General features: G+C 45.8%; 15 protein-coding genes. 4 read left to right on the forward strand and 11 right to left on the reverse strand.

The genetic code is table 11. The features are described from left to right. Position 1 precedes the first annotated feature (1 nt). A complete protein-coding gene (locus MKY92_RS29820; RefSeq protein ID WP_339298617.1) occupies positions 2–1,159 on the reverse strand; it encodes a response regulator in 1,158 nt (385 codons plus the stop codon). 175 nt (positions 1,160–1,334) lie between these two features. Here MKY92_RS29820 and MKY92_RS29825 point away from each other — a divergent pair, with 175 nt between their 5' ends. Together MKY92_RS29825 and MKY92_RS29830 are read left to right on the forward strand one after the other, a co-directional pair. Next, entirely contained in the window at positions 1,335–1,832 is a 498-nt protein-coding gene (locus MKY92_RS29825; RefSeq protein WP_339298618.1) for a DinB family protein, read from the forward strand. A gap of 247 nt (positions 1,833–2,079) precedes the next feature. Beyond that, positions 2,080–3,150, forward strand: a complete 1,071-nt coding sequence (locus tag MKY92_RS29830; RefSeq protein ID WP_339298619.1) for an SDR family oxidoreductase — start codon at positions 2,080–2,082, stop codon at positions 3,148–3,150. A 60-nt stretch (positions 3,151–3,210) separates the two neighbouring features. On the opposite strand, the gene MKY92_RS29835 is transcribed toward MKY92_RS29830, so the two are convergent. From MKY92_RS29835 to MKY92_RS29870, 8 genes are all read right to left on the reverse strand, one after another. Continuing rightward, on the reverse strand, positions 3,211–3,585 hold the full coding sequence (locus MKY92_RS29835; protein WP_339298620.1) for a helix-turn-helix domain-containing protein: 375 nt from the start codon (positions 3,583–3,585) through the stop codon (positions 3,211–3,213). Positions 3,586–3,616: 31 nt separating this feature from the next. After that, entirely contained in the window at positions 3,617–4,036 is a 420-nt protein-coding gene (locus tag MKY92_RS29840) for a MarR family transcriptional regulator (protein WP_076320261.1), read from the reverse strand. Between the two features lie 65 nt (positions 4,037–4,101). Beyond that, entirely contained in the window at positions 4,102–4,836 is a 735-nt protein-coding gene (locus MKY92_RS29845; RefSeq protein ID WP_339298621.1) for an SDR family oxidoreductase, read from the reverse strand. Between the two features lie 350 nt (positions 4,837–5,186). Beyond that, positions 5,187–6,143, reverse strand: a complete 957-nt coding sequence (locus MKY92_RS29850) for an SMI1/KNR4 family protein (RefSeq protein ID WP_339298622.1) — start codon at positions 6,141–6,143, stop codon at positions 5,187–5,189. Positions 6,144–6,364: 221 nt separating this feature from the next. Further along, a complete protein-coding gene (locus MKY92_RS29855) occupies positions 6,365–6,874 on the reverse strand; it encodes a hypothetical protein (RefSeq protein WP_339298623.1) in 510 nt (169 codons plus the stop codon). A gap of 32 nt (positions 6,875–6,906) precedes the next feature. Next, entirely contained in the window at positions 6,907–8,532 is a 1,626-nt protein-coding gene (locus tag MKY92_RS29860; protein ID WP_339298624.1) for a rhamnogalacturonan lyase B N-terminal domain-containing protein, read from the reverse strand. A 352-nt stretch (positions 8,533–8,884) separates the two neighbouring features. After that, entirely contained in the window at positions 8,885–9,757 is an 873-nt protein-coding gene (locus tag MKY92_RS29865; RefSeq protein ID WP_339298625.1) for an AraC family transcriptional regulator, read from the reverse strand. 180 nt (positions 9,758–9,937) lie between these two features. Then, positions 9,938–12,046 carry a TerD family protein gene (locus MKY92_RS29870; RefSeq protein WP_339298626.1) on the reverse strand — a complete coding sequence of 703 codons (2,109 nt, stop codon included), beginning with the start codon at positions 12,044–12,046 and terminating at the stop codon, positions 9,938–9,940. Between the two features lie 464 nt (positions 12,047–12,510). On the opposite strand from MKY92_RS29870, the gene MKY92_RS29875 reads away from it, so the two are divergent. Further along, entirely contained in the window at positions 12,511–13,512 is a 1,002-nt protein-coding gene (locus MKY92_RS29875) for a hypothetical protein (protein WP_339298627.1), read from the forward strand. A gap of 93 nt (positions 13,513–13,605) precedes the next feature. On the opposite strand, the gene MKY92_RS29880 is transcribed toward MKY92_RS29875, so the two are convergent. Together MKY92_RS29880 and MKY92_RS29885 are read right to left on the reverse strand one after the other, a co-directional pair. After that, complete coding sequence (locus tag MKY92_RS29880; protein WP_339298628.1) at positions 13,606–18,765, reverse strand: S-layer homology domain-containing protein; 5,160 nt, start codon at positions 18,763–18,765, stop codon at positions 13,606–13,608. A 214-nt stretch (positions 18,766–18,979) separates the two neighbouring features. Beyond that, positions 18,980–20,116 (reverse strand): response regulator, encoded by a 1,137-nt coding sequence (locus MKY92_RS29885; RefSeq protein ID WP_339298629.1) that lies wholly within the window; start codon positions 20,114–20,116, stop codon positions 18,980–18,982. A gap of 177 nt (positions 20,117–20,293) precedes the next feature. Here MKY92_RS29885 and MKY92_RS29890 point away from each other — a divergent pair, with 177 nt between their 5' ends. Continuing rightward, positions 20,294–23,380: an ATP-binding protein gene (locus MKY92_RS29890; protein ID WP_339298630.1), complete on the forward strand. Its 3,087-nt coding sequence runs from the start codon at positions 20,294–20,296 to the stop codon at positions 23,378–23,380. Positions 23,381–23,456 lie beyond the last annotated feature (76 nt).

Here is a 23,456-nt window from a genome sequence, read left to right on the forward strand (position 1 = left end):
ATTATTTTCTCATGACTTTGGTTAAACCGAGCTTCCAGTCCTGATACCATTCGGTAATGTCCTCACTGATCGGTATCTCCAAATCTTGCTCCATTCTGGTGGTTAAGAGACGATACTGCTCCTCCACACCGAGATCGTTGTGCATTTCATCATATAACTTCATCAGCATAAAATAACTTTCTTCTTCATCCGGAAGCATATGCTGGATACGTTGTGTACTCTCGATCACTTTCTCCACCAGCCCATGCTGCTGGTAGTACAGACTTAGTTGTCTCATATGATACAACCAAAGATAGCGTAATCTTTCCCGCTCAGGTTCAGCCCACATGTATTCATAATTACCAAGATAGGTACCCTTATATAGATGAAGCGCTTGCTCATAGGCATGAACGGTACTTGCGTCTACGACTTTCCATTGCCTGATTTCCCGTTCCCACTGCTCACTATCCAACTGAGCCTCACCCAATTCGAGTCGATAGCCTGCCTCCAGGTGTCCACTCTGAATCGTGATCATATTCATATTGCAAGTTTTCAGGGTTTGGCGGACATGATAAATTGCAGTGTAGAGTTGGTGTGCCGTCTTCTCCTCTTCCATTCCCGGCCAAAGAAGCTCCAGCAGAACACTGCGATGGATGACCTGGTTCCGGTGGTGAAGCAAGTATGCAAACAGCTCTTGCGCCTTGCTTGTACGCCATTTGGCAACCTGGATATCCTTTCCTGGAAGCTTAAACTGAATCTGATTAAAACAGCAAATTAAAGGTACGTTTGTATCCTTTGACCGCTGCTCGCGTTTTACGCTCAATTTCTCTCTTACGCGGCTTACCGTCTGCTTCAATCGATCCTTTTGGATGGGCTTCATCACATAGTCCAAAGCCTGTAGTTCGAAAGCATGCACCGCATATTGATCGTAACTGGTCACAAATATAATTTCGGTGCCTGGTGTTGCCGCCTGAATCTGTCTTCCCAGATCCATACCATCCATCTCCGGCATATGAATATCCAGAAATACAACATCAGGACGGTGCTCCACAATACCCGCCACAGCCTCTGTTGGATTCATATATGTAGCAATAATTTCAATGCCGCTTACTTCTTTTTCTAGTGATTTTTGAAGGCCTATCAACGCTAGACGTTCGTCGTCAACCAATATCACTTTCACAGGAGCTTCCTCCTCGACCCTGAGGCCTTGAGATTTATTTTCACTATTATATCATAGGCATTTTAAGTATTTAGCGTTCTTGGTTATCCATTTTTAATTTTTAGCAATTTAATTGTATAATACTAAATAGAAGGCAGGTTAAATAATCCGGTCTTGGAAGAGAGGAAGGTTCCATATGTCAGATGCTAATCAAAGCTTTGGGCAAGCCCTTGTCAAATCATTAGTGGGGGAACGCGGTCATATCCGCATCGCCCGTGCTCTACCCGATATCGATGTCACACTTGCTGCTCGTACGCACGATGCCATGCCATATACGATCTACCAGTTGGTGAAGCACATGCATTATTGGCAGCAATTCATGCTCGAACACTTGGAAGGACGTAAGCCACAGCTCCCTGCTAACGTGAGTGAGAGCTGGCCTGAAGAGAAGGGTCCACAAGACGAAACCACGTGGAAGGCAGATATTCAGGCATTCTTGGATGGGGTTGATCAAGCCGTAGCCATTGCAGAGTCTGCACAATTAGATGATCCACTGCTCTATTTCCCGGGTGAAACCAAGGCAGGACTTCTGCGCAATATCGCATCCCATAACTCGTACCATTTGGGTGAGATTGTTCTGCTGCGCCGCTTCTACGGCGCATGGCCGCCTCCAGGTGGCGGGTTCCCGGCGTAAACAATATTTACAACAGATTATTACACGAATATACAGACACATCTAAGCTGTGAAAGGACGATCGTTCCTTTTACAGCTTCTTGTGGTTATAGGCAAGTAACATCCATTGAAGTGCCAATTGTAACGCTCATAACCTGCTCCAGGCTCATATATTACTTCAAAGTACGTATATGACTTTGAGGTGCGTACTTCTCATCCCTCTTTTTCTGAACCACAATAGGAACAGAAGAAGAGAGGAGCATGTCCATTGAAACCCGAACAATCCGTTACCAGTTACACCGCACTTGTCATTGGCGCTGGAGGCGTCATTGGAAGGAACCTTATTGATTATCTGATGACACTTCCGCAATGGAATGTCATTGGTGTATCTCGCCGCGGAGGGGAAGATGCCCCTGGGTTACGTTATATATCAGCTGATTTACTGAACGAAGCAGACACACAAGACAAACTGAGTCATTTAACGACGGTTACGCATATTTTCTACGCCGCGTATCAGGATCGTCCAACTTGGGCCGAATTGGTAAAGCCCAACCTGGCGATGCTCGTCAATGTGGTGAATACCATCGAACCGATCGCTCCAAATCTCCAACATATTAGCCTAATGCAAGGTTATAAAGTGTACGGCGCACATCTGGGTCCTTTCAAAACACCTGCCAAAGAAACGGACGCATATCATATGCCCCCTGAATTCAATGTCGATCAGCAACAGTTTCTCGAGGATCGGCAACCCGGAAGCAGCTGGACCTGGTCAGCTCTGCGCCCTTCTGTGGTATGTGGATTCGCCCTGGGTAATCCAATGAACCTTGCCATGGTTATTGGCGTGTATGCGTCTATCTCCAAGGAGCTTAACTTGCCATTACGATTTCCTGGGAAACCAGGAGCGTATCATTCGCTGCTTGAAATGACGGATGCGACATTGCTGGCTCATGCAACCGTATGGGCAGCAACCGATCCGCGATGTGCCAATCAGGCATTTAATATCACCAATGGAGATCTGTTTCGCTGGAATGAACTATGGCCCAAAATCGCTGCGTTTTTCGAATTGGAAACAGCACCTCCACTCCCCCTCTCACTTGCAACAGTGATGGCAGATAAAGAAAATCTCTGGAATTCCATGATTGAAAAGTATGGTTTGGTAAACACCCCTTATGATGATGTCTCTTCCTGGGCATTTGGTGACTTTGTCTTCTCGTGGGATTACGATTTCTTCGCAGATGGTTCCAAAGCTCGCCGCTTCGGATTTCATGATTTCATCGACACTGAGGCTATGTTTATGGATATTTTCAGAAATCTACGTGATCGCAAGATCCTTCCGTAAATTAAACAAAATGCATAATAAGCCGATCCCTGAATTTCAGAGTCGGCTTATAAATGTAACTCAACGGTCCGTAGTAGTCGGAGGCTTAAACAGAATTTTTCCTCGATCACCATATACATTCTCCACGTGTATATCGCCCCACCTACACATCAGATGAAGAATCTCTTTAAGACTCCATCCATACGCTGTTAACTCATATTCCACTTTAGGTGGGACCTGGTGATGGGAAATACGGGCAATAACCCCCGCCTCCGTCAATTCACCAAGTTGCTGCGTCAGCACTTTCTGGGTGATCGCAGGGATCAGTTTCATCAGCTCACCATTACGTTTCTTGCCAAAGGTAAGATGGAATAGAATAACAGGCTTCCACTTTCCCCCGATTACTTCAAGAAAAGCTTCCACTGCGGTGTTATATACTTTGAGCGGTTCCTCCATATCACCTTCTGTCTCCCTTCCAGGCTATTGATCAATCTTCCCGATTCATCTTCTCAAAAATATGGACTAATTGCGCTCGATCCGCTTCGTTTAATTTCTCGAACAAATTCTTACGCAGCTTCTGGCCCTCCAATATTGCTCTTCCGAGGACTTCGGCCCCTTTATCCGTAATGTTCAAATAAATAATGCGACGGTCCGCCTCATCTACCATTCTAACAACTAGTTCCTTGGCTACCATCTTGTCAGATAAATAACTGAGTGTAGGCGGAGTGAACCCTAATATTTTTGCAATATCCGAAGGTCGGCTTTTTCCATTTTGATGGAGATGGCTGAGTACAAGCACATGAGAAACACCGAGGTCCTCATTGAATGATTTGTTCCATTGTATAATCAATTTATTAGTGAAATTATCCATGTTGTGTATAAGCTCAAAAATGTTCTGTTCTTCCATTAGATCCTCCTCGAAAAAATAAACAACAGCCCTAATTAACTTAAGGGCTGTCATCATTTTACACGCTATTGGGCTGAGTAGCCACCATCGATCACCAGTTCAGATCCTGTAATGTACGAAGAATCATCCGACGCCAAGAACAACGCGGCTTTGGCTATATCGATAGCCTGGCCCAGACGCTGCAAAGGCGTTGCCTGAATTAATCGTTCAAGCAGTTCCTTTGAGGTGTTCAAGGATTGAGTCATTGGAGTTTCGATGATCCCAGGAAAAAGAGCATTCACCCGAATACCTTGACGTCCGAAGGTGGTCGCAGCGGCTTTGGATAATGCACGTACCGCGCCTTTAGATGCCGAGTAATGGTTAAAGCCTTGTCCAATCAAAGCGGTGTATGATGAGATATTGACGATGGAACCTTTCTTCTGGGCTGCCATATAAGGAGTGACATGTTTCATGCCAGCGAATGGGCCAAAACCATTAATGGAAAGCATTTTCTGCCAATCCTGTGCATTGATTTCCTCAAATGGCTTCTCCGAAGAAATACCTGCATTGTTGACCAGAATATCAATTTTCCCAAAACGTTCATTCACTACTTTCGCCAGTGCCTGCCAATCCTCATCCGAAGATACATTCAACTTCAGTCCGTACACATTCTCTTTTTGGCTTGCTTTCTCCAGTGCTTCCTCATTAATGTCTGCTGCAATGACGATGGCGCCTTCCTGCGCAAAAAGATCAACCATGCCCTCCCCGATTCCCGAGGCTCCGCCAGTAATAATAGCTACTTTATTATCTAATTTTCCCATGTGATTTGCTCCTAACGTATTTTATTTATTTGTAAGTAACAAGGGCTACTTTGTCTTTCATTCTTAACACGTTGCTTAAGCCCTTTCTTGAAGAAACCAGAGTATTTAGACATATAATATTTAGATGACTAAATATTATATGTCTAAATACTAGCAAAGTAACTGCCTTATTGCAACGAGTACAGCTCTATATACTTATTTTGGATATCTTAGCGAAGCTAACGCAATTGAAAAAAAGCTCGGTTTGGGCGACATTTCCGACTTATCGCGCATGCAACAAAAAAACTGCATCCGTCATTACGGATGCAGCCTTTTCAACGTTTCGTATAAAAAGAAGCTCATACCTTTAATTACAGTGAACCTTCAAGGTTTGCAGGTTGATTTTCCTCATTCAACAGACCTTGAATAAAGGTTTCAAAATTGGGCGCAAGCCAAGTAATCTTGTAGCTTTCTTTTTTATCCACATGAACAACCTCGGGCTCACCCGCATTGCCGGATTCACGATAATCCAGCATCACCACCTCCGAATCGGAAGGGCACTCACAGATAACAACACCGATTTCGGGGTACCCCCCCTGCTCGATGATAAATCGGCTGCCAGCTTCACCACCTAACGAATGTGCTTTCTCCCGCCCAATACCCAATATACCCGCAACCTCAATGCGGACCTTCTTGGCAGCCTCTGCTTGGCTAACAGGAAAATGCCTATAGTGGGGAACGCCCCCATTATGTAATTTCATCATGTTAATATAGGATGTTGGCAGCTTGAATACCAACTGCTCCTCCACTGACTCGACCTGTTCATCGGTAGGCGGGGCCAACACATATTGATCCACGGCTTCAGCACTGTCATTCCAAAAACCCGTTGGTTCCAGCTGGCTAACGCTAAAAGGTAGGGTTGAGACTTCAGAGACAGATGGGACGTTATCTACGAGCTTCTCTACGGATTCCTCCTCCTCCATTTTGCTTCGAATCCATTCCAGAAACTCCAGTGTATCTTCATCGTCAGGCTCCAATTGATCCGCTCTTTCGAATGCTTGCAGCGCATGAGCGTATTGTTCCAGATAGTAGTAAGCCAGTCCAATCCGATAATGCCAGAGTGGGTCACCTGTGCCCTCTTTAGCAACCGTCAGGAATTGTTCAACCGCTTCTTCATACCGTTCCAAGTTATTTAGCGCTCGTCCCAAATGGTTAACCAGCTCATAATCCCTTTCTTCCACAGGAATCGCTTGAATTGCATCTACAATTTCTTGAAATTCATCTTCTTCATGCCACTCTTGCAATTGAACCAACAGATCGTCTCTCATTCCTTTGGCCTCCCCGTTCATTCACTCATGATTACGTATTGAAAATTATACCACTATCCGGATCACCATCTCCAGTAACGTACTCCCTACAAATATAAATCAAATAGGTGTCATCCAAGTCTATTCAGGCGACTCGAATGACACCCACTATGTTTTAATCATACAACTCGCATTACTTTACCTAAGAGCCACTCGCAGAATTAGTAATAACGATGATATATTTATGTGTCGCCCTCGTTGTCTGGGACTGAATAAGGGCTACTTTCTGGATCATCTGCTGTCTGAACGTACCATTCCGTATACTCCGCTGCACCTGTGTCAGAATCTGATTCCGTCGGTTTACACGTAAACTGATAGGCTGTCACATCATTACCACGAACGGTAATTGTAATCGCCAGTTCCGGATCGCCCCAACTCGGATTTTCGTCCTTATACTCTCCATTGACTACTTCATTTTGAAATGATGGGCTGGTCATGAAATCTCGGGTCTGAACAAACAGACGTCCTACCTCATTTTCTCCCAACTGTCTTTTCACAATATAGGCAATTTCCACCCGTGGAGTGGAATAACGAATCTTCGTCTCTTTAATATTCGGAAACTCCTGCTTGATGCTTTGCTTATACGCCTTGATTGGAGCAGATGAAACATTGGAATACGAAGTACATCCCATTAAGAAAATAATCAACCCTATGAAGACCGTTACCATCCAATATGTTTTATTACGGATCATATCTTCACCTGCTCTTACATTGCATTCTTCATTCAATTCAGCAACTCAACACAATCGTAGACCCAGCCTGCACTTAACCAGTTACCCAAGTCAGTGGAACCGCTGATCGGCGTAATCGTGATGGTATTGGAACCATTCACAAAGTAGGATGCTGGAACATTCCAGCTAAAGGTTGTGTTGTTCCCACGATACGTACCAATGGTGAAGCTACGAGAATTGGGCTGTGAAGATGCAGCAGGATTGGTTAAAGCATGTCCATTAACCGTTACACTAGGTCTGCCATTATTGTAAGCTGCCGTAATACCGATGTTGAGCGTATGAGAAGATGCCGCTTGAGATGCATTCAAATTAAACGTTATTGTGGTTGGAGAATTCTGACCACGGAACTGGATTGCCGGGAATCGATTGGTCGCGCTACCGGTGGCATAGGTGACAGGTCCCCAGCTTGGGTTGCGACTATCGGAAGGGTGACGAATCGGAATCGTCTGTCCATTCAGGAGCTCCCGTGGTGTACCATCCCAGTTACCGATTCGCCAGATGTTAAAGGCTTTACTTGGGTCATTGTTGATCGTACGTGTATTCAGAGTCGTCGTTTGGCCTGCCGTGACATTAACCGTTTCCGTATATACGGCCAGTTCTCCCTTATAAGCTGTCATGGTGTATGTGCCCGGAATCATGCTGTATTTGGCAGCCGCCCCACTTGAAGAGGTACCCACCCAATACTGGGCATTGCTATTAGCGAACCCAATTGTGTAAGCATATCCTGTATCCATCCCGGAGAGGCCATTAAGCACTACGTTCCCCCGACTGGATACCCAACCCTGCAGATTCAGACCAGACATCCAGCTGAAATCGGGTACACTTGGCGTACCTCCCGTTGTAAAGATCAAAGCGTACGGCCCATGCAGACCCAGGCGCCAATTCTCCGTCTGTGCATGTCCCGAGTTCATATAGTTATACACTTCCGTCTCTGTTCCACTTTGGAACTGGATGTCGCGGAAGAATGGACCACCAGAGCTTTTTTCCCGATTGCCGTAGGCCATAAATACACCGACTCCATTACCCGTAACTCCACGAACCGATAGGTCTTTGGCCTGATCATTACCATAATATTTGGAGGCACTCTGACCGTTCGCAAAACCAAATACATCCTGACTTTCAATCGCTCCAGTGTTACCTCGGTTGTTTGAATTCGCCGGAACACCTGTCAACACACTACCATTACCGCGGAAAATGTACCGTAGCTCCCCAATCGAAGGTTGAGCCGTGATATGCGTTGCCATGTATATGATGTTCTCGCCACCACGCGAAGCATAATAGTGAGTCAGTGTGCTTGTGGATACCGTGATTAACACGGTTGATCCTGAAGGAGAAGTATTCCAAGTCACATTGGCGGAGGAGCCCAAACCTGAGCCGATATGTGATCCTCTGTTGCTGTTCAGCTCCGTACCGTTCATTTTGGCTGAAATAATATCCCCATTGGTTTTGTTCACCACATAGACTAATCCTGAACCGGTGTTCACTTCAATTCTAGAGCCGTTATCGGTTACATTTATGGTTGCCGCGTGTCCAGTAGATGCAGGGTATACAACAGCTGTTGCGATCATAACGACAATTAAAAACAAACCAAGCGCCTTTCTCACTATACTTTTGGTCATGAGTAAATCCCTCCTTGGGATTCATTTAATAAAGCGCTTACATAATGATATATAAAAACTGACACTTCCGACTCATATCGATATGTCTGCTATGCAGGCATGTCCATAATCAATGGAATGTTATGTCTGCGTGCGTATAGAATGGAGTCTTCACTTCATGTAAACCTGATCTCGCCACCCCCTTTTTAAATCACTCTTCTAAATACAAGTATTCTTACAATTCCAATAAAATAATACCATTATATTACATATATTTGCAATGAAAACGGCTCGTATATCCGATAGTGAATTCTGAAAATAAAAAACGCAGCTTCAAAAAGCTGCGCTAGCAGATACCAAGCTCGAGACAGTATCATCTCTTCCGAATAGGTATCCATATCTCACTTCTATATTGCGCTACAGTAACATCCTTGTGCTCATTCCATAGCATTTCCGGACCCTCACTCAGCTCATAGTCCGATGAAGGAAACCATTCCGCGTAGATCCGGCCCCACACCTCCTGAAGCGTGCCTGGAAACGGGCCCACGACAGTAAATACAGCCCACGTTGAAGCAGGAACCTCGAGCTGTTCCAGTCCTTCAGGCGTATCTTTTGTCGTAGCTGCGCCAATGTAATGATCCAGTTCTCCTTGTTCTGCCATCCGCCCCTCACTGAAATGGGACGAAGCACTAATTAAGCCCAGAGGCTGGACGTCCGATGCCCCCTTGATCGTATCGATCAATTCCGGTGTAAGGCTCTGATACATCGCCGCGATCTCCGGATTTACTCCGTGAAATACAATTGGCACCCTTTTACGAATACCCACGATTCGAAACGCCTCTTTATCTTCAATACGGTAGTTCATTTCGCTTCCTCCTTGAATGGTCAGTTGAAATGTCATCCGCGGGAAGGCTTTAAGAAATGGGCCATGGTTTCGCGCTTCGGAGGGCGTAGTGCCATGCATGCTTTGAAATGCCCTAGCGAAAGAATCCGGTGATGTATACCCGTATTTCAACGCAATATCAATGATTTTGCTGTCACTGTGGCTTAACTCCATAGCTGCAAGTGTCAAGCGGCGACGTCGAATATATTCCGAAAGTGTTACACCACTAAGAAAAGAGAACATGCGTGTAAAATGATACTCCGAGCAGCAGGCAATTCGGGCAATCTCCTTCATGTCCACGACATCCATCAGATGCTCCTCAATATAATTCAAGGCTTCATTTAACCGCCTCAGCGTATCCATATCATCCCTCCCACGTTAATTTAAGCTTAGCAAAGTCATTCTCTTTGCATCCGACATTACCTGCACCATTCTGTAGGCTCTTTGCACCCAAACCAGAAAAAAGAGCAGCATCAGCTACTCTTTTCTAACCTTTATATTCACATAGATATTCACATATCGCCAGTAGTCAGGTCAAACAGGTCAAACCAGATACTCCGCCATAATCTGCTCGATATCATAGGGTGTAATACCTTGATCCACCGAATAGATTGTATCCGCTTGATCCATTGTATCCACTAGTTCTCCTCTAGCTTTGGCATGGAGCATGAACAAGTCATGCAGATCAGGTTTGCGTAAATTCGTTAGTGCTTTGCCCATCAGGACCATACCTTTTTGATTGCCTTCCACATTATTGTAGTAATCCGGATGGCTTGTCAGCGCCAAGTCTGTCCAGATGACGGTACGTTCAACCAGGTCCATAATGACAGGGATCGCAATCTGCGTATCCGCGGTAATATCGATTTTGTTCGCTACGGTAGACGGTTCGAAAATCTCGCCAGACCCCGGTTTCTTCCGCATCATCCAGCCCACAAAACATTCGGGCAGATCACAATACGGATGACTGGTAAACGAAAGCAGTGTCGCCACCACATATCGTCCACCATAGGCCACGATGGATGGAATATGCAGATCAATGAACTCACTTGCTCCGTTAGGTGCTGTCACGATATCTCCGCTATGAACAGCCTTATAGTTCAAGGATCGCAGATTCGTATAAGAAATATGCTCCACATAGTTCCAGTCCTTATCGTACATCACCGCAGACAAGTCAATGTCCACACGCCCTGTAGACTGGCCATTCACGTCCCCCTCTTTCCACCAGTTGAAGAAACGAATCGTATCTCCCTCCGCCATCGGCACACGACTCCCACGAACAATGGTATGGAGAGCCTTGCTCGCCGATCTCTGGGAAAAGGGTACCAGATAATCATGGAGCTGTGGATCAACATAGGTCTTCCCAAGCGGGGCAAGGTTTGCGAATCGCTCTACCAATGCCTTCTCGCACAATTGCACGACATTCTGACACGTGACTTCATCGATCTCCGGCAGCTCATTCGGAACAGCAAAAGCTTTGGCTACATTGCCTTTTGGGAAGAAGACACGCAGATCCTGCGGTTCATTACGCTGTGCAAAATGCTGCCTCACTTGCAATAACACCGGGGTAGATACTTGCTCCAATACCTCTCCAAATGCCAGCAGTACATACACTTCGTCTTCAGTCATACGAAGCAAGTGATCCAGTCTTCTCGCGAATTCACCTGGACGCTGTGACAACAGATCGATCAGACTCCAGACATTCCGATATTGGAAGGCAAGCTCCACACTTCCGTTGAAGGTCGAATACGGCTTATTATTACGCAAAATATCAAAGGCTTTATCGCATCGTGGATACCGAAGCTTATATTCCGAAGGATGAAGGATTTCGCCAAGGCGAATCCAGCGATCCTTATATCGCAGCATATCCTCCGTGATGGAGCCACACTGCTCCAGCAATCCCAGTAGCAGGCGTCTTTCACGCCGTTTGAATTTCCGGAAGGGAGAAGCCGTAGCGAGACTGACATCCCCATTGGACCAGGCAACAGCCAGACGGAGGACATCACTTGCCGTTTTGAAATACGGACCGATTCGATCAATGTTCGCCTTCTCATGCTTCAACAGCGAGGCGACCACAAAGCCCACATTTTCTTTGAACGGAATCTCAGCGGGTAATAGCGCATCCACGTCTTCCGGGTCTGCATGCTCCAATACCGTGTCGATATCCGCCTTGTCTGTTTCCGAGATGGAACCCTTTGCTTCAATGATCTGACGGATGAGCGTCTGGAATGCTTGCTGGTTTCCCAAACCAATGACTTTCAAGTCCGTCTTCTCCAGCAAAGGCATTCTCTCCACAGATTTTTGATCCGGATAGACAACGTTCAGGTGAGTCAGATAATGAATAATTGCATTGAGATATAACTCGGCCTCATCCGCTTGCATCACCTGCATTGGGAATCCTGCATACATCGGAGTGTACTTCACATGTGCGCCAACCATGACTCTCAAATCAGCCACAAGTTGAATATATACTGCTTCAAATTGTTCTTTGGACAGCTGCCGCATCGCTTGCATCAACTCATCCGAGAAAGTGTATCCGAGTGCTTCGATATTTTTAAGGGCAGTCGCCAGATGTGCCTTCGGCAACTGTTGCTTCCCTTCGTTTGATTCGATAGTAAGTTTGTTCGCTCTGCGCAAATAAATCGTATTGTTCATGATAAAAGAGTCCAGGAAAGCCACATCCCTATAATATTGGATTAGGGTAGAAGGAAGGAACGTGATAGCCTGGACGCCTCCTCTCTGAAATGAAATCTTCAGGAGAGCTGCGACCCTATGATCTCCAATGATTGTAGAAGGAAGGATCGCAATAGCCTGAAGGCCAGCGGCTCAAAGTTTGTCACCCGAACCTATGGTGAACCCATCATCTCAGATTCCACGATCTGCCAACAGGGCGAAAGTATTACGACACCCCATTGAAATTCTTTTTTATATCCACGAAAAGATGGTCTTTCCCAAATCCAGGGGGAGTGCTCAAAATTGTGTCGAATATAACGAAGAAGAACCCTAGAGAATGACGCAGAAACGAGGTTAGGACGATGGAACTTCAAAAATTATATTCTGATTGTATACGGCTCAAATTCAATTGTGGAGTTAAGCCTGAGCCTTCGTGCACAGGTTATATGGAATATGGTTTATATGAGGATAATAGTGCCGAACTGTTTATGGTAGCCCACCCAGATGAGACATTTACAAGCTGGATGTCGAGACTGCGTCCGAAAGATCCCTATTATGGATCAAGGCCAGACTGGAAGCCGACTCTCTCAGAACCATTTGAACAGCTCGATGTTTATGACGAAATGATTATGTATTATCTGTTATTTACCATCAACACCACGCTGTCGATCAACACGTATAACACCTACAGTGCCATGAATGAATTTATGAAAAGCTATAGCTTCTTCCAATTGTCTCAGCTAAGTGAAATCACCCAATTCAGCGAGGAACAGAAGCATCTGTTACGTGACTTTTTCTTCTTTTTTTACCTCTATGCACACCCGGTTAATGAAGATACATTATATGCCTGCTCATTCAGCGAACAACACCTTGTACATACGAAGACCGACATTTCATTGGAGGATTATTTTTCGGCATACCATGATCACTACACCTTACTTCGAAATGAATACAGGGAACAAATCGTAATCACTGCTGAAGAGATCCAAGCCTGCAAACGCCTGACGCTGGAACTGCTACATACCATTGAAGGCCGATCTCCCAAGTTAAACATGCCTTCAGAGGAAGGTTTGGAACCAATCATCATGTTAATCAACAACGTGAATCAGATGTTACAGTTGTATACAGAGGAACCGGAGGCATTATTCCAGATCATGCGGGATTTCCTTACTCAAGCTGAAGGTCACTCCAGTACATACGCTAACCACTGTTTCACGACACTGCTTCAGAACTATGCTTCGTATATCCTGTTTTTCCGATTTGATGAGGTTCAATTGCTGGTAGATGCTTTCAGGCACACCCCGGCCTGGTGCGAAATAATTGTTAGTAAACTGTTCAACGACTCCATCTTCCTTGGAAAGATCATGAGACTACAGCAGGTCAATCTTGACGCTTATCCAGACGTCACTATGTTCTTTAATGAAGAGGCACGAAAGATGATTTTGTAGCAACTATCCAACATGCCTGGTTCTACAAAAAAATGCCTAAAAAAGCCTTTGCCGACCCATAATGTCAGCAAAGGCTTTTCCATATCGATGTGTTTACTTATCAATCAAGTTTGTTACTTTCAACATTCTTGCAATCAATGCAGTTACCTCAGCACGGGTCATCGTGGTCTTCGGACTCAGAACCTCTGGTCCATTACCCTGGATGATTCCCACTGCAATCAACTGGGCTACATCTTCTTTCGCCCAATTCGATACATCCACTGCATCACTGTAACGTTCCAGTTCAGAGTTCATCTGATCCGGGCTGATTGCTGCTTCCGGTTCAATCAGACGGTAGGCACGAGCAACCATCGCAAATCCTTGCTCACGTGTGATTTCCTGATTACCGTAGAAGTTCCCATTATCGTAACCCCGAACGATACCGAATTCATTCGCAAGGGCTACCGCGGAGCGGAACCATGCGGAATCGTTAACGTCAGGGAATAGATTCTGTGGTGCATCCTGACGCATTAAGCCCAGTCCAAGCACAACAATCTCGGCAAACTCGGAACGGGTAACCTGACGGTTCGGTGAGAACGTGTTATCTCCGTTACCTTGCAAATCCAGTCTTGCAGCGATGTTGTTCACATCCGTTTTGCCCCAATGGGATCTGGCATCTTCAAAATCCTGCGGATTCCAGATAACCGAATAACTTCCGCTGCTACGCAAGTCATTAATGAGCGCGTAGTAACGACTATTGATCTTCGTGACAACCGTTGGTACATGGAAAATGCTGCCGTCCGGGTTGATAATCACGCCTGTTGTAATTCGGTTCGGGTCAATACCTTCCGGAAGTGCAATATACTTCGGTGCATAGCCGTTCAGCTGGCCGGATCGCACGGTCTGTCCATCTTTCGTAAACGTCAGATCCAGATCAACCGGTGTGACAAGTAGCTCGTATCCTTGGGATGCTGCTCTCGTTTCGGCGCTGTCAATCAACGTATCCGATGAACGTGCGATGTTGATATGGACATCGATTTCGTTCAACGCTGCATTACCAAGCTGGCCGGATACACCGTTCAAGTCCATTTTTCCGCCAGGTACCGGATAGATCGCCAGCGGATTGCTAATGTTTAGTTTGGAACCTTGATCTACTAATTGTTTCAGTGTTTCGAGGGTTAAACCGTCCACCTTCATATCCCCATCATTCGGTGAATGAATGGCGAACTGCTGGCCTGTCCCTTGTGACATGGCAACATTCAGCTTGGCTGGATCAACTTGAACCAATGTTTCTTTGTTGTCAGATGGTTTGGATGTAGCAAATGGTTGATGGCTACCATCTCGAGTTGTTTCCAAATTATCCTTCACGGGTGCTGGAGTTGGCGTTGGTACTGGCGCAGGTGTAGGTGCTGGTGTACTTCCACTGTTACCTCCTGTATTTCCGCCGCCATTGTTGCCTCCACCATTGTTACCATTGTCATTGGATGCTCTAGTCACGTTAATTTTGTACTCCGTAACATGGCCAAGTGAATCCGTTACTCTAACAACGATCTTATTTCCACCGACTTGGAGCGGTAAATTCTCACTTACAGTACCACTTGTTACCTCGTTCCACTCTCCATCTCCAACAGCTATTTCAATCTTCGCAAGTGGATCAAGTGCTGTTGGCGTGAGCTGGAATTGATATACGCTATTCGGAACAGAGATGGTGTAGGTATCTTTAGCCGGATCAAAGGCCGGAGACAAGCTTCCCACAGAAGGGACCAGTGTTTGCAACGTAGACTCATCTGTACCAATTACTTTGGTAAGTCCCGTTCTTGCATCTGTCAGATCCTGAAGTGCCTTATCTACCTGCGCTTGAGTCGCTGCCGGTTCATTCAACACTCGCTCTGCTTCATTCATCGCATCTTTGAGTGCTTCCCAGCTCTCTACCGTATATTCCGTTTCGGTTAGATTTTCACCCTTTATTCTATCATGTTCATTTTTCAGCACTGACGTGTCGACACCAGTACCAGGCTTTTTGGTAAGCCCCTTCCGGGCATCCACCAAATCCTGATAAGCCTTTTCTACTTGTTCCGGTGTTGCATTTTCGTCGTCGAACACAGATTGAGCAACTTCTAACGCATTTTGCAGCGTTTGCCATGATTCTGGTGTGTACTCCTCTTTGTCCAGTTCGCCTGTTTCAGTCTTACCGTTAATCTCATCGATTTTGGCTTTCAACTTCGCCTTATCAATAACAACAACATAACTTTTCGTATTTGATGCTTCTGAATCTGCATATGCTGGATTGTTCGTCTTCGCTGTGACTGTCACCGTGTAGTTTCCAGCTTTCAGCGATGGTTCCAATTGCGACAAGTTAAGGACTGTTCCGGTTACCTCCACTGTCCGCGTTGTGCCGTCTTCCAGTTCGATTGTTACCTCATATTTATCTGCATGCTCAACTGCATCCCATGTCAACTCATCGTCGGTCAGTGTGATGTCTGGCGCCGACAAAGGAGTGGCAGCATTCGCAATCGTAAAGTACGAATTTGGACCAAAATTTGAGGTATTAAGGGTTACTTGGCCGTTCTCAATTAAATGTACCGAGTTTGGATTGCCAAATTGAGCATCATCGCTGATCACAACATATTGAGGCAACGCCGGGTTACCTCCCGTTTCGTCTACCTGAAGTGTAATCTGTGATTCAGCCCAGTTTGCTTTCTGTATCTTGTAGATACGCTCCATCCCAAGCAGTTTTTTCTCATCTTTCGTAATCTGTGTTTTGAATTCAGTACTTGCTCCATTGTCACCAAACGTAAAGAAAGAAGAATCGTTTGAGAATTCATTTTCATTTGCAGAATTTGTATCCTCAACACTGTTGCCTAATGCAATCGTTAATATGGATCCCAGTTCCTGCGCCTTGGCTTGTTTCTGCATCAAGCCGCTCTGATCATCTCGACCAATGCTTGTGATGCGATGGGTATAGACTGCGTTCTCCTGGGCATCCCAGATCGTAGCCATGTTTGAATCCACATATGAATTGGCTTTCGTCTGATCAAGCGTATACCCGTATTTTATCGCCAAATATGTGCTGACTTTTTGGCGTTCTGCGTCCGTAAGAGCATGATCGTATACGATAATTTCTTCAATCGTACCCTGCCAATGTTCAACACTTGCAGTTGCTGGAATAAGCTTACCGACTACTGCTCCACCAGAGTTGCCGGTATCCCAAGACTTGGGAACATCTTGTCCATATCCATTTGCACCTAGTTCCTGCACTATCTTCATTTTACTGTACAATCTAGCTATGTTAGATTCAGTATTCCCGCCTGTCCAAGTAACAAATTGCTCGTTCGGGAACGTGGTTCCTAGGAACCCGTCAGGAGTGTATAATGTCTGACTCCTGGTACTGTTAAATGTGGTCAAGCCACCTCTTGTGCCATTTTGAAGCATCCCTATACCGGTATAACCGGTCGTTTGGACTCCCCAGGAAATGATATACTTGATGCCTTCAGTTCTATCGGTTTTACTAATGGTAATGATCGATCTGGGGCTCTTCCCTTGAGGGAGCTTACTTACATCCAGATTCATAAAACTACTCGTACCGTTATATTCCAATACCGGATTGAAGTTGATATTATGATTTTTATCATCCCAATAAGTTGGTTGGTTATTGACCTCATCTTGCGTTGCGTTATTTACTTTACTGCCTTGATCTTCCCAGTTACTCACCTTTTGGCCGCTGGCAACTCCCATGCCCAGATCTGATCGTAGCCATAGTGCAGGGGTACCAACTCCACCCGGACCAGCTGTGCCTCCAACTGACTTATCTACTACAATAATATCCCTGCGTACGGGTTCAGCAGAGATCCCGTTATTCGTTGCTGTAACCCTCAATGTATATTCTCCAGGTGGCAACACAGAGGAAGGTGTGAATTCCCATGTCCCGTCTGGGTTGACAGTAGCTTCCCCGACTATGTTTTTAGCTGGGTCGGATTTGTTCACCATTGTAATGGTTACCACAGCCCCGGCTGTAACTGAACCTTTCAAAGTAGGTTTGGTACCCACAGTAGAAAGATCCAGGGGAGTATCCAGTTCCAGATTGACTGGCATTCGGTATGTTAAAACAACCTTATTAGCTTGATTATCATACGCAACCGCTGCCGTCGTATTGATATCAGATACAAAGAATGTCTGGTCTTCTTGCACTGCTTGATATGGGGCTCTACCGATGGCAATGTCGACAACCGGATTCGTATCTTCATCAGGCATAATCTTGGCATACACGCCAACCTTCGATCCCGATTGCATAGGACCAACTAGCGTCAGATAAGCACTACCAGTAGCTGCCGTATTCTTCAGATACACATTACGCTGATCCCCATTGGAATTAAAATTATCGTACACATAGGCTGTACCTCCAAAATCGAATCGAGCTTGGCTCGCATCCCCACGCATAAAAACAGCTAAATTCCCGATTGTTTCACCTTCGCTTAGTTCGGTTCCCAACAGCTTGTTGGCTGTTATCTTGCCTCCTGTCATCCTAAAGTTAGGACTCTGATATAGTCCCACCCCAATGATGACTCCATTTCCATCTGAAATTTCATTATCCGTAATCAGACCATCCTCAATGACCAGAGAGCCTCCTGAACCAGCACTCAGTACTGAAGGGGGATTCTCTTTTACATTGCCTGAAACCTTGTTATCATGAATTATGGTGCCCTCTTGTATGACAACCATTGAATTACCGCCGCTAGTTGATATAACGGTTGCAGGCTGAGTAACACTTGCTTTCACGATGTGATTTCTAATTTCAGCCTCTTTAAAATTCACTGTTCCGCCCGCACTACTAATTCCATATATCTGGCCGTTGGTGCTTACGTCATTGCCATCTATAATGATTTTCTCAAAAGTTACACTATTCGCTCTACTCCCACCACTGATCTGAATCAAGTTTCCATTAACAAAACTCTCACCACGTATAATGGAGTATGTATGCCCCTCTGCTGAGGTTATCGTAATATTCTTCCCAGCAGAAGAGACAACCAAGGTGGAATCCTGGATGATGTTACTTTGCAGGATTACAGTTCCTGTAGCATCGACCTTTTCAAGTGCCTTTTCTATTGTTGCCACTGGCGCTTCTGCAGTACCCGTGCCAACGATATCACTTCCCGTCGATGATACGTAGATATTTCCATCGGCTGCGCTTGCTACCGGAGCAAACAGCGACGATATTGATGACAATAGGACCACAAAAGCCAAAAACGATATTTTCATTGCCTTAAATACTTTCAAATTAACTTAACCTCCTATGTGATTCGAATGTTTTGGTCATTTACTGGGACAAGCACTAACGCAAATACTCTGGTTCTTCTAAGCCCAGTTGCTATCTGACCCTCATCTTGCTTATTCTACACATAGCCTCTTACCAAACTCTTACCAAACTCCTCGCTAACAAATACAACAAAAAACAGCCCTGCAAATGAAGCTGCAAGGCTGTGTATTTCAATCAAATATTTGATTGTTTCCATTGCTGGTACCATAACTCAACTTCCAAGCCAGGACGTATGCCCGCCTCTTGTTCTAACGTAGTGACCAACTGATTATATTGTGCGATTACAGGATCTTTATTGCCTAATCGATCATAGGTCTTCATTAAGGCCAATCCGACTTGCTCCAATGATGGCTCGAATTGCTGTACCCGATGATATAGCGTGAGTGCTTCCGTATTCTGTCCCAGTTCGATGTAAAATTGTGCGAGTTGCATGGCGTGGTTACGCCAGAGTGCATGTAATCGCTGGCGCTCCAGCTCAGCCCATATATAATCGTCCTCGCCATAATATTTGCCTTCATATTGATCTGAGGTCTGCCGATGTTCAGCTATTGTAGACGAAGATAATAGAGGCAATCGGTTAAGACGACTCTCCCATTCTTCCGCGTCAATCCTGAATTCTCCCGTTTCCAATAGGTAACCAAACTGCTGATAACGAATGACCATCTTGTCCTCACCCATGAATTCGTTCATCATGCTACGTAAGCGATGGATCCCACTGTGCAGATTGGATATACCTCTCCGCTCATCCAACTCTGGCCACAACAGTTCAAGTAATGTATCCCGCTTAATCGGTTTGTTCCGATGGTGGAGCAAATAAGCGAATAACTCTCTAATCTTGGTTGTTCTGAATTTCATATGTTTTGGCGGCTCATTGGGGTGCACTTGGACTTGGAGCATCCCCAGACAACGGATCAACATGGATGGCCCTTCTGCTACATTCAGACTTGCTGACATCGTTCGGCGTTGATACATCTTCATCGTTTTTTCCAAACGGTCACGCGTTACAGGCTTCATAATATAATCCAGCACTTCAAGCCCATAAGCCGTCAGTGCATGTTCGTTATATGCGGTTGTGAAAATAACTTCTGTTCCAGGAGAAACCTCATGGATACGTTCGGTCGCCTCGATCCCGTTCATCCCCGGCATCTGAACGTCCATAAAGACGATTTCCGGCAGATGAATTTCGATCTGATCTATGGCTTCCTGTGCCGTCAGAAAAGAGCCGATAACTTCGCAATCCTCTCTCTCTAGCAACAGTTTGTTCAACCTGCTCAGAGCGAGATATTCATCATCTACCAAAATCACTCTCATATGCACAACTCCTCTGGCTCACTGATCACCCTTTAATCTATAATTTTACCATAAATCCTGATGTGGGACCGCTATCATTTGAATATAGAATTTATGTTCCGGTATTCAAAAAAATGTTCTTCACTTTCAAAAGGCATGCAGGAATTTGAAGTAAACTGTCGAAAACTAAAGTCTGCCATGAAACCAATAACCTATAAAAAGATACCCCGATATGTAGTGCTGTCGATTCTATTCCTGACTATTTTGCTTGGCTTTCGCTGGATATGGTCCGAGACTTTCACTATACCCGCACATCCTGAACCCATTGAAGGCTTATTAGACCTTCGAGGCTGGGACCTCGCCAACACTTCACCCATATCCCTGGATGGAGAATGGGAGTTTTATCCCCAGACGTTAATCTCTAATCGTGACGCGAAAATAGCCAACCCATCCACACGGATTCAAGTTCCCGGTGACTGGCGGAATGCATTACCACAATCCTCATCGTCATTCGGATATGGGACGTACCGTCTTCGCATACTTTTAGATCCATCTGTGAAGGAAATCGCTCTCTGGGCTCAGAAAATCCAGACATCATCGATCATCGAGATGAACGGGACCATTGTGGCCGAATTCGGCCAACCTGCCACTCATGCCGAAGCCTATCGACCAGAAAGGACTGCATTTACAACTTCCTATGTGCTTAACGGTTCTACCGAACTCAATCTTTTGGTGCAGACCGCCAATTTTGACGATCCTTATAGCGGAGGGATCACACGCTCTCTCTATTTTGGTTCTCCAGAAGCCATTGGCAGTGAACGAGGATTGTCTATTGATTTGCAAAAGATCACGTTCGCCATACTGATTTTGCACAGCCTATACGCTTTTGTCATGTTTCTGTTTATCCGAAAGGAACGAGCTCTGCTGACGTTCTCGATGCTAACACTGGTAGCTGCCCTAACGGTCGCTTCCGACCATGACAATCTGTTATTGAGTTGGATTCCACTCAACTTCACTTGGATCGTTAAGGCCAAGGCGTTATCCTATCCGTTGTTCGCATTCTTTCTTTTACAGATGGCTAAAAGCTTCTCCCATAATCTACAATGGCGTAAACTGTTCCGTATCTATGCCAGCGTGCTTGGCGTTTACTGTTTATTTTTACTCGTCGCACCAGTGACCCTGATCTATCATGTACTTGAGATTGGGCTCTCTGATTTCCTTTATCTGTTTGCCATCGGCTGGTCTGTGTACCTATTCTTCCGAATGGCAGCCGAGAAACGAAGGGACGCAAGCTTTTTGCTCTTTGCGGCTACTAGCAGCCTATCAAGCGTGTTATGGGGAATTGTGAACTCACATAGCGAAATTACCAACGTGTATTATCCGATCGATGTGATTGCGGCCATGTTTGGCTTCTCCGCCTATTGGTTCAGAAAATACTTCCGTAATTCAAGTGAGATCGAGAAGTTGTACGAACAGCTCAAAGAAGAGGATCGCCAGAAGGATCAGTTTCTTGTGAATACGGCTCATGAATTGCGTACACCGCTGCACGGGATCATCAATATCGCCGAGAGCATCGCGGTTCGTGAACGTCGTAAATCAGGTGGGCAGCAGGCAGAAGACATGAAGCTGTTAGTTACCATCGGCCGACGCATGTCCCAACTGGTGGATGACCTCCTTGATGTCATTCGTTTGAAGGAAAAACGTATTACGCTTCAGAAGAAACCTTTATCTCTTGCATCTGTCATTCCAGGCGTGATCGGTATGTTCCGATTCATGGCAGAGGGCAAGCCCATCCATATGCAGGTGGATATTCCAGAATCACTGCCGTTGATTCAAGCCGATGAGAGAAGACTTGTTCAGGTGCTCTACAACCTGTTGCATAATGCGCTGAAATTTACCGATGAGGGTACCATTACCGTGTCCGTTCGGGAACATGGAGAGTACGTCTTGATTAAAGTTTCAGATACAGGTGTTGGTATGAGTGAGGAGATACAACAGCGAATATTCGAGGCGTATGAACAAGGGACCCCAGAGGCTCGTTTAAGCGGAGGAATCGGCCTCGGTCTCAATATCAGCAGGCAGCTCACCGAACTCCATGGCGGCCAACTCACCGTGCAATCCGTACCTGGGCAAGGATCGACCTTCCAGATCTCGCTTCCACGGGAAGACACCGCATCGTTATCGGACCAGACTGAGCAGCAATGGGACGCTCACAGCTTCGATGAAATTGCGATTGCAGAGCCGCAGCAGCAGACCGTCTCTCAAGATAAGACTGCCGCAAGAATTCTTGCCGTCGATGATGATCCTGTAAACCTGCGAGTCCTGATCTCCATGCTTGCGAATGAACCATACCACATTCAACCAGCAGCTTCCGCACTCGAAGCACTAGAGTTGCTGGATAAAGAGCCGTGGGACTTACTGATTGCCGATGTCATGATGCCCCATATGTCCGGTTATGAACTGACCGAGAACGTACGCAAACGTTATTCGGTCTCGGAGCTTCCCATCCTGTTGCTGACGGCCCGTAACGAACCAGCGGATGTATACGCCGGATTCATGGCCGGTGCGACGGACTATGTCACCAAGCCCGTGGATGCCGTTGAATTAAGGCATCGCATTGGATCACTGATTGTGCTGAAACAATCCATCGATGAGCGGTTGCGCATGGAAGCTGCTTACTTACAAGCACAGATCCAGCCCCATTTTCTTTTTAATACGCTCAATTCAATCATGGTTCTTAGTGAGATGGACACAGAGCGAATGCAGAAACTGGGCGATGCCTTTATCGAGTATCTTCAGACCAGCTTTCATTTCGTCAATTCGGAGAAAATGGTGGAGGTCACTCATGAGTTGGATCTGTCACGTGCCTATCTCTACATTGAGAAAGAACGATTCCTGGATCGGCTAAATGTCATCTGGGATATTCCAGATGATCTTGATCTTTCCCTGCCGCCACTCACCATTCAACCGCTCATTGAGAATGCTGTTCGACATGGTATTCTCAGTAAAGTTGAGGGTGGAACCGTGCATATCCGAATCATCAACCAAACAGCGTCCACCTTAATTGAGATTGAGGATGATGGTGTAGGGATGCAACCGGAACAGATCGAACGGGCATTAGCATGGCCCAAGAAGGGACCAGGGGGAACCAGCGGCATTGGATTAACCAATACACATCGCCGGTTGACCCAGATGTACGGACAAGGTTTGACCATCATCAGCTCGCCGGGCCAAGGCACGAAAGTTTCCTTTGTCATCCCTTTGGACCGCAGCATAAGAGCCTGAGCGATAAGATCGTTCTATGACTCTATAGCGGCATATTGTACGATCCGTATCCGTTTGCTTTGTGTAAGGTCTACGG

It is taken from the genome of Paenibacillus sp. FSL R5-0623, from assembly GCF_037974265.1.
Classification (GTDB): Bacteria; Bacillota; Bacilli; order Paenibacillales; family Paenibacillaceae; genus Paenibacillus.

What these genes read in the sequence shown, in the direction of transcription:
- MKY92_RS29825 (WP_339298618.1), top strand. Translation starts at nt 1,335, where the DNA reads ATGTCAGATGCTAATCAAAGCTTTGGGCAAGCCCTTGTCAAATCATTA.
- MKY92_RS29835 (WP_339298620.1), bottom strand. Translation starts at nt 3,585, where the DNA reads ATGGAGGAACCGCTCAAAGTATATAACACCGCAGTGGAAGCTTTTCTT.
- MKY92_RS29840 (WP_076320261.1), bottom strand. Translation starts at nt 4,036, where the DNA reads ATGGAAGAACAGAACATTTTTGAGCTTATACACAACATGGATAATTTC.
- MKY92_RS29845 (WP_339298621.1), bottom strand. Translation starts at nt 4,836, where the DNA reads ATGGGAAAATTAGATAATAAAGTAGCTATTATTACTGGCGGAGCCTCG.
- MKY92_RS29850 (WP_339298622.1), bottom strand. Translation starts at nt 6,143, where the DNA reads ATGAGAGACGATCTGTTGGTTCAATTGCAAGAGTGGCATGAAGAAGAT.
- MKY92_RS29855 (WP_339298623.1), bottom strand. Translation starts at nt 6,874, where the DNA reads ATGATCCGTAATAAAACATATTGGATGGTAACGGTCTTCATAGGGTTG.
- MKY92_RS29860 (WP_339298624.1), bottom strand. Translation starts at nt 8,532, where the DNA reads ATGACCAAAAGTATAGTGAGAAAGGCGCTTGGTTTGTTTTTAATTGTC.
- MKY92_RS29865 (WP_339298625.1), bottom strand. Translation starts at nt 9,757, where the DNA reads ATGGATACGCTGAGGCGGTTAAATGAAGCCTTGAATTATATTGAGGAG.
- MKY92_RS29870 (WP_339298626.1), bottom strand. Translation starts at nt 12,046, where the DNA reads ATGAACAATACGATTTATTTGCGCAGAGCGAACAAACTTACTATCGAA.
- MKY92_RS29875 (WP_339298627.1), top strand. Translation starts at nt 12,511, where the DNA reads ATGGAATATGGTTTATATGAGGATAATAGTGCCGAACTGTTTATGGTA.
- MKY92_RS29885 (WP_339298629.1), bottom strand. Translation starts at nt 20,116, where the DNA reads ATGAGAGTGATTTTGGTAGATGATGAATATCTCGCTCTGAGCAGGTTG.
- MKY92_RS29890 (WP_339298630.1), top strand. Translation starts at nt 20,294, where the DNA reads ATGAAACCAATAACCTATAAAAAGATACCCCGATATGTAGTGCTGTCG.